We start from the raw sequence: 6,000 nt of genomic DNA on the forward strand, positions 1-6,000 counted from the left end.
ACATAAGCAGGCAGCCGTAGCAGACGCGGGGCAAGCCCCGCTTCAACAAGAAAATTCCCCTGCGCCAGCGCATTCCTCGCGAAGCAAGTTTCTCGCTGACATCCCCTTGGTGCCAGCTTTGGTCATGTTCATCGAAACACTCAAAGTGAGGATCAAAAGATGCCTACTCAAACTCTGAAACTGAACGTCAAATCCGGCGAAAAAGACGGCAAGAACTTCTCTAATGACCGCAGTCAAGTCTTCATCCCAACACATATGGGCCGCACCGGCTAAGTTGGCGGATTGCTTGTGTGCAAATGCGGCGGGCAGGATGCCGGGGCAATGTGCGACGGCTGATCATACTCTAATCCGCACGTTCAAAGCGCATTCCGGCATACGTCGCGGGACCCTTGTCTGGGACGCGGGCGTGAAACCTGATGGTTTTGCCCTACAAGTTCTCGGGGATTCCCTGACCTTCCCCGGCACCCAGCCCGCCGCATCGTTTTTAGTTCTACCTTTCGGATGGTTATGATTGTGTATTCTGCGCGTTAGGTTCCACGGTGTGCGCCAAAACCCATATGAAGCCGACCAGCTCTCGAGCGACGGCTGTGATCGCCAAAGGCATTTTCTTTCCACGGGCAACCAAGCGACGGTATCTCCCACAAAGGCGGACCTGTGCCTTCCAGCCTATGTCTTTTGCAACCTGAGGAATTCCTTCCTGCCTCAGCATCATTTGCATTCCAATTTTCGCGGGCTGCCGGTAAGCCCATGCTGCTTCGATCAGTATGCTTCTCGCCAGTACATTCCCCGTTTTCGTGATCCGGCCTCGGCGTGTGGTTTCACCGCTAGAGCGTTCTCCCGGAACGAGGCCCAGAAACGCCATTAGCTGGCGCGGGTGCTCGAAACGGCGGATATCGCCGATCTCAGCGACGAGCGTCACGGCCGTAATCAACGCGACACCTCGAAGGGCTTGCAGAGCTTCGACAACAGGCGCGAGCGACCAGTACGGCACAAAAATTTGGATCTGTTCTTCGATACTATCGCGCCGAGCCTCAGCTTGTTCCTCTGTATTGAGGTAAGTCTGAAATGCAACCTGTTGAGCCGGGCGAGGAAAACTCTGATTGGCCAGCCATCTACGGTGGCTGCGTTTCCAAGTTGTTTTGCCCCAGATGCGGCCCTGGCGAAGCAAAAAGCTTGTCATGCGTTGCCGCGCGCATCGTACATCCTTTGTAGCACAATTGCGCACCCGGATCAGGTCGCGCATCGCTTCATGGACTTCATCCGGGACCCACACCGAAGTCAGCTCATCGGCACGAGACAGCCGTGCCAACGTCACTGCGTCACGCCGATCCGTCTTAATCCGATCGCCCGGGCGACGTGGCGTATGGGCTGGCGACACAACTTCGCAGGCGTGGCCATCTGCCAGAATCTGCCGGTATAGGCCATAACCGCAAGGCCCTGCTTCATATACACAATGCAGCCGATCGGGACGCGCGTTTAACTTCTTCAACAGCCGCGCAACAGAATCCGACGTGCTTGCTATCTCTCCCTACTCCCGAACTTCGCCCCCTCGAGCCGCTTCGGCTACTGCTACCGCAATTGTTTCTTTGTGGACATCAAGGCCCACGAATACACTATATTCCGACATGGCCCATCTCCCTGTGCATGAGGCTCGGCACTCATGGTGCAGCCCTCGTTCATCGTTTGCACACGATGGAAGCGAGCCACGTGCAGAGGCAAGCGTGGGGCTGCCGTGTGGTCATACTGTCTGGGACCGCTGCGGCGTCCTCTTCGTCAACACCGACGACAGCGGCAACATCACGTCGATCAACGTCAAACACAGCATGTTCCCCGATGTCGAAATGGTCGCCTTCCCGCGCCGGGATGAAGATCCGGTCACTGAGTGACCTTAGCGCTAGGGCGGGTTCACCGCCCTGGCCTTCATCGGCGAAAACAAGGTTGTCAGCTAGGTCGCTTCATCTTGCTATCGAACCGGCATTGTTGCAGAACCCAGCAACTGAGCGAGTTTTCCCTTTCCCATTGAGTTCAGGCCACGCGTTCGATCTCGGCCATGCCGAATTCGTTGAAGCGGTTCATGAGAGCGATACGGATGTGGAATTCAGCGGTCTGGCGGTCGGGGTCTCGTGAGGCGATGCGTTCGCCGAAGGATTTCAGGAATCGCATCTTTGCCTCGATCCGACTTCGGGCATGATAGCCGGTCCATCGCTTCCAGATGGTTCGCCCGAGGTGCCGGGTGGCGCGCAGGGTCTCGTTGCGAGCCGTTGCGGCCGGACAGTCTTCCTTCCAAAAGCGCCCGTTCTTGCGGATGGGGATAATGGCGGCCGCGCCTCGATCCAGGATGGCCGTATGGCAGCGGCGCGTGTCGTAGGCGCCATCACCGGTCACGGTACAGATCTGTTCCTCTGGCGGCAACTGGCTCAGCAGTTCGGGCAGGACCGGACTGTCGCCTTTGTTGCTGGATGTGAACTCCACCGCCCGGATGTCGCCGGTGCCGGTGTCCATCGCCAGATGAACTTTTCGGTATTGGCGCCTGCGATGGGTTCCATGCTTGCGGGCCAGCCACTCGCCATCGCCGAGGAACTTGATCCCGGTACTGTCCACCAACAGGTTCAGCGGGCCTGCCGCGCGACGGCCCGACATCTGGACGGTGATGGATTTCTGGCGTCGGCTCAGGGTGGAAAAGTCGGGCACCGGCCAGTCCAGCCCGGCCATCGTCAGGATGCTGCCCACCATCCCGGTCGTTTGCCTCAACGGCAGGCCGAACAGCACTTTCACCATCAAACAAAACTGGATCGCTGCGTCCGAGAACACAACAGGGAGACCGTTGCGGCCGGCCCTGGGTGCCAGCCACACCATGTCCTTGTGCAGCCAGATCAGCAGCGAGCCGCGCTGTTTCAGCGCGTCGTTGTAGGACTTCCAGTTCGTCGTGCGGTAGCGGGCGGGTTCGGGCTTGCTCATGCGAGCCTCTTAACCCACCGGATTCTCGTGGTGAATCTGTATCGGTCAAGTTCTGCAACAACGCCCGTCATCGGCCAACATGAGCGCCTTGGACAGGATAACAGAGAGCCGGTTATCCCCTTCAAATGGCAGTGCGACCTGGGCGGACTTGGAAACGCTTCCCCCAGGGACGATGCAAAGATAACGGTCCCCCGGCGACATCAGGATGCTTGATGATCCTAGATGGATCTTGCAGGTGTTCAGCTTGCCCTCAACAATCAAGAATTTTCCGTCGATATGGGCCACATCGCGAATTTTGAGTCACGGCAGCAAGGATTCGAGCACTTGTTTTCGGGTCTTGGCAAACCCATTGAGTTTGCCAAATGAGTAGCTCTGCCAATAGTTTCGAGCTTCCGGTGTAGGGCCTTGATCAACCCAAGCAGGATCGTTGCCGACACTGGCAACCCCTTCAAACAGATCGGTCTCACGCATCGTTTCAGACAACAATCGCGGCGGAACGGTCTCTAGCCTTACCGGAATGCTATTTCGGACAAAACGCAGTTGATCGGTGCCGACATAAAGATAGATGCCTGAAACGTTCCAGTTCTCTTGGTCCCAATTGGTGTGCAACAGGTATTCGGCTGTTGGGTCACTGGTGACAAAGCTCTTGTACGCCCATTGATCATCAAGGCCGTCATCATAGGCGCCCATCAGTTGATAGCGCCATCCGCGCGCAGCCATCAAGGTGGCCATCTGGAGCTGTTTCAACATATGGGCGGCCATCCGGTTGAAATAAACTCCAGTGTAGCGCTCGGCGTCGGTCCACTGAAGTGGTCCCAAAAAACTGGACAGTCAGCTAAGGTGTACCCCAAACCTTTGAAGGGATACGAGAATGGCGAAGCGCCGGAATTTTACAGATCAGTTTAAAGCGAATGTGGCGTTGGAAGCGCTGCGTGGTGACAAGACCGTGCAGGAGATTGCGGCAACGCATCAGCTGCATCCGAACCAAGTCAGCACATGGAAGCGACAAGCCATCGAAGACATGGCCGATGTGTTTTCGGGCGGCAAGCAGAGCGGCCCGACCGAAGCCGAGATGAAAGAGCTACACGCCAAGATCGGGAGGTTAGCGGTCGAGAACGATTTTTTGTCGGAAGGGCTGAGGTGATGAGCCCCGAGAAGAAACGCGCGATGATCAAGCGGGGCTACCCGCAGCTCAGTATCGGTCAACAATGCAAGTTGGTGCGGCTCAGCCGGTCGGCGTTCCATTACACGCCCGTCGGGATCGATGCTGACACTCTGGCGATGATGTAAGAGATCAACCTGGTGTTCACCAAATATCCGTTCTTAGGCATCCGCCAGATCGCAGCCTATCTGCGTCGGGAAGAGGTTGTTATAGGACGGCATCGTTTAAGGCGATTGATGGCGAAGATCGGCTTGGTGGCAATCTACAATCGCCCCCGAACCAAGTCTGGTGCGCCGATATCACCTTCGTGCCGGTGCGGAACGGGTTCTTGTATCTGGTCGCAATCATGGATTGGGCCACACGCAAGGAGCTGAGCTGGCGGTTAAGCAACACGATGCACGCGGACTTCTGAGTGGACGCCTTAAACGAAACCATCGCCAAATACGGTTCATCTGAGAGTATCAATACGGATAGTAATAGTGTGATGGCCATCTTCCGACAGTTCTCCCAGGCACTTGCAGCATTGGGTCGACCGAGAGGAAGCTGGTACCGCAAGGTGTTCCAGGCCTCCTGACCCAAACAGCGATCGACCGGGATTTCCGTGTCATTCCCTGGACCTGTCGGAGGCCTGTGGGCATCGGGCGGTGAGGCTCCGCCTCAGCTGTGCCTGTGACCCGAGAAGGGCCTGACTTTTGTCACTTTACTGTCCTGTCCAGACATTTGGCCGATGCGGATCAATTCATTCCAGCATCGGAGACACACATGCCCAAAGACCACAACACTGTTGATCCCACAACAATTGCCCAGGTTACTGCCGGGGTCGATACACATAAAGACCTTCATGTCGCGGCCATTGTCGATGCGCGGGATCAGCTTCTGGCAACGGAAACATTTGCCACGACGCGTCATGGATACAAAAGAATGCTGACCTGGATGCTGTCATTTGGAGAGCTGGAGCGCGTCGGCATTGAATGCACCGGGACCTACGGGGCGGGGCTGCTGCGCTATTTTCAGCATGCCGGCATCACGGTTCTGGAAGTGACGGCACCGGACAAAGCAGACCGGCGGCGGCGCGGCAAGGACGACACGCTCGATGCGGTAAACGCGGCTCATGCAGCTTTCTCTGGAGCCCGGACCGTCACACCCAAAAGCCGGGATGGCATGATCGAGGCGTTACGTGTTCTGAAAACCTGCAGGAAAACAGCAATCTCCGCCCGCCGTGTTGCCCTTCAGATGATCCAGACCAACATTGTGAGCGCCCCGGATCACCTGCGGGAGCAACTCCGTTCCATGAGCCGGATGCAACTGATCCGGACACTTGCAGCGTGGCGCCCGGATCTGTCGGACGGAGGGAACGTAACATCGGCCTACAGGATCGCACTGAAGTCGCTTGCACGCCGGTATCTCGAGCTGACCGATGAGGCCGCTGACCTCGATGCCCTGATTAAGGAAATCATCGACAGCCTGGCACCGGATTTGATCGCACGCCCGTCCATTGGATATGAAACGGCGGCACAGCTTTTGATAACCGCTGGCGACAATCCCGACCGTTTGCAGTCGGAGGCGGGGTTTGCAGCACTCTGCGGTGTCAGTCCCGTTCCGGCGTCATCGGGGAAAGTTCAGCGCCACCGTTTGAACCGCGGTGGAGACCGGGCTGCCAACTCTGCCCTGCACATCATCGCCATTGGCCGTCTGCGAACCGAAGAGCGAACAAAAATTTATGTTGAGCGACGGGTCGCAGACGGCCAATCAAAAATGGAGGCGATCCGATGTCTGAAGCGCTACCTTGCCCGGGAGGTTTACCACATCATCCGGAAACGAAACCTCGAGATCGCCCGGACCAAATCAGCCCTTGACTGTTAGAAGGGCGTCCAAGGATC

8 protein-coding genes and 2 pseudogenes are annotated in these 6,000 nt (G+C 57.1%); 6 read left to right on the forward strand and 4 right to left on the reverse strand.

The window, feature by feature from the left end; all coding sequences use genetic code 11:
- Nucleotides 1-505: 505 nt before the first annotated feature.
- Nucleotides 506-1,627: pseudogene (locus tag ACP15P_RS07160) on the reverse strand (IS110 family RNA-guided transposase).
- Nucleotides 1,628-1,721: 94 nt separating this feature from the next.
- On the opposite strand from ACP15P_RS07160, the gene ACP15P_RS07165 reads away from it, so the two are divergent.
- Complete coding sequence (locus ACP15P_RS07165; protein WP_211299417.1) at nt 1,722-1,886, forward strand: hypothetical protein; 165 nt, start codon at nt 1,722-1,724, stop codon at nt 1,884-1,886.
- Between the two features lie 139 nt (nt 1,887-2,025).
- Here ACP15P_RS07165 and ACP15P_RS07170 read toward each other — a convergent pair whose 3' ends face one another.
- Genes ACP15P_RS07170 through ACP15P_RS07175 form a run of 3 tightly spaced genes read right to left on the reverse strand, consistent with a single transcriptional unit; the run spans nt 2,026 to nt 3,708 of the window.
- Nucleotides 2,026-2,958, reverse strand: coding sequence for an IS5 family transposase (locus tag ACP15P_RS07170; RefSeq protein WP_106473594.1), 933 nt, complete (start codon nt 2,956-2,958; stop codon nt 2,026-2,028).
- 45 nt (nt 2,959-3,003) lie between these two features.
- Nucleotides 3,004-3,252 carry a DUF7737 domain-containing protein gene (locus ACP15P_RS23120; RefSeq protein WP_481736471.1) on the reverse strand — a complete coding sequence of 83 codons (249 nt, stop codon included), beginning with the start codon at nt 3,250-3,252 and terminating at the stop codon, nt 3,004-3,006.
- Nucleotides 3,253-3,258: 6 nt separating this feature from the next.
- On the reverse strand, nt 3,259-3,708 hold the full coding sequence (locus tag ACP15P_RS07175) for a hypothetical protein (protein WP_149615550.1): 450 nt from the start codon (nt 3,706-3,708) through the stop codon (nt 3,259-3,261).
- 121 nt (nt 3,709-3,829) lie between these two features.
- Between ACP15P_RS07175 and ACP15P_RS07180 the strand changes: the two genes are divergently transcribed.
- The 5 genes and pseudogenes from ACP15P_RS07180 to ACP15P_RS07200 all read left to right on the forward strand — a co-directional run bounded on the left by ACP15P_RS07180 (nt 3,830) and on the right by ACP15P_RS07200 (nt 5,983).
- Nucleotides 3,830-4,102: a transposase gene (locus ACP15P_RS07180; protein ID WP_424927818.1), complete on the forward strand. Its 273-nt coding sequence runs from the start codon at nt 3,830-3,832 to the stop codon at nt 4,100-4,102.
- Complete coding sequence (locus ACP15P_RS07185) at nt 4,102-4,248, forward strand: hypothetical protein (protein ID WP_424927819.1); 147 nt, start codon at nt 4,102-4,104, stop codon at nt 4,246-4,248. Before ACP15P_RS07180 ends, ACP15P_RS07185 begins: the two co-directional genes overlap by 1 nt.
- Nucleotides 4,249-4,260: 12 nt before the next feature.
- A pseudogene (locus ACP15P_RS07190) lies at nt 4,261-4,386 on the forward strand (IS3 family transposase); the annotation flags it as partial.
- On the forward strand, nt 4,353-4,532 hold the full coding sequence (locus ACP15P_RS07195; RefSeq protein WP_424927840.1) for a DDE-type integrase/transposase/recombinase: 180 nt from the start codon (nt 4,353-4,355) through the stop codon (nt 4,530-4,532). The pseudogene ACP15P_RS07190 and the gene ACP15P_RS07195, both read left to right, overlap by 34 nt.
- 350 nt (nt 4,533-4,882) lie before the next feature.
- On the forward strand, nt 4,883-5,983 hold the full coding sequence (locus ACP15P_RS07200; protein WP_424927820.1) for an IS110 family RNA-guided transposase: 1,101 nt from the start codon (nt 4,883-4,885) through the stop codon (nt 5,981-5,983).
- The last annotated feature ends 17 nt before the right edge of the window (nt 5,984-6,000 follow it).

Source organism: Amaricoccus tamworthensis, from assembly GCF_049800875.1.
GTDB classification, from domain to species: domain Bacteria; phylum Pseudomonadota; class Alphaproteobacteria; order Rhodobacterales; family Rhodobacteraceae; genus Amaricoccus; species Amaricoccus tamworthensis.

Bases quoted from the DNA above. Each gene is read 5' to 3' on its own strand.
- ACP15P_RS07170 (WP_106473594.1), bottom strand. From the start codon at position 2,958: ATGAGCAAGCCCGAACCCGCCCGCTACCGCACGACGAACTGGAAGTCC.
- ACP15P_RS07175 (WP_149615550.1), bottom strand. From the start codon at position 3,708: ATGTTGAAACAGCTCCAGATGGCCACCTTGATGGCTGCGCGCGGATGG.
- ACP15P_RS07180 (WP_424927818.1), top strand. From the start codon at position 3,830: ATGGCGAAGCGCCGGAATTTTACAGATCAGTTTAAAGCGAATGTGGCG.
- ACP15P_RS07185 (WP_424927819.1), top strand. From the start codon at position 4,102: ATGAGCCCCGAGAAGAAACGCGCGATGATCAAGCGGGGCTACCCGCAG.
- ACP15P_RS07200 (WP_424927820.1), top strand. From the start codon at position 4,883: ATGCCCAAAGACCACAACACTGTTGATCCCACAACAATTGCCCAGGTT.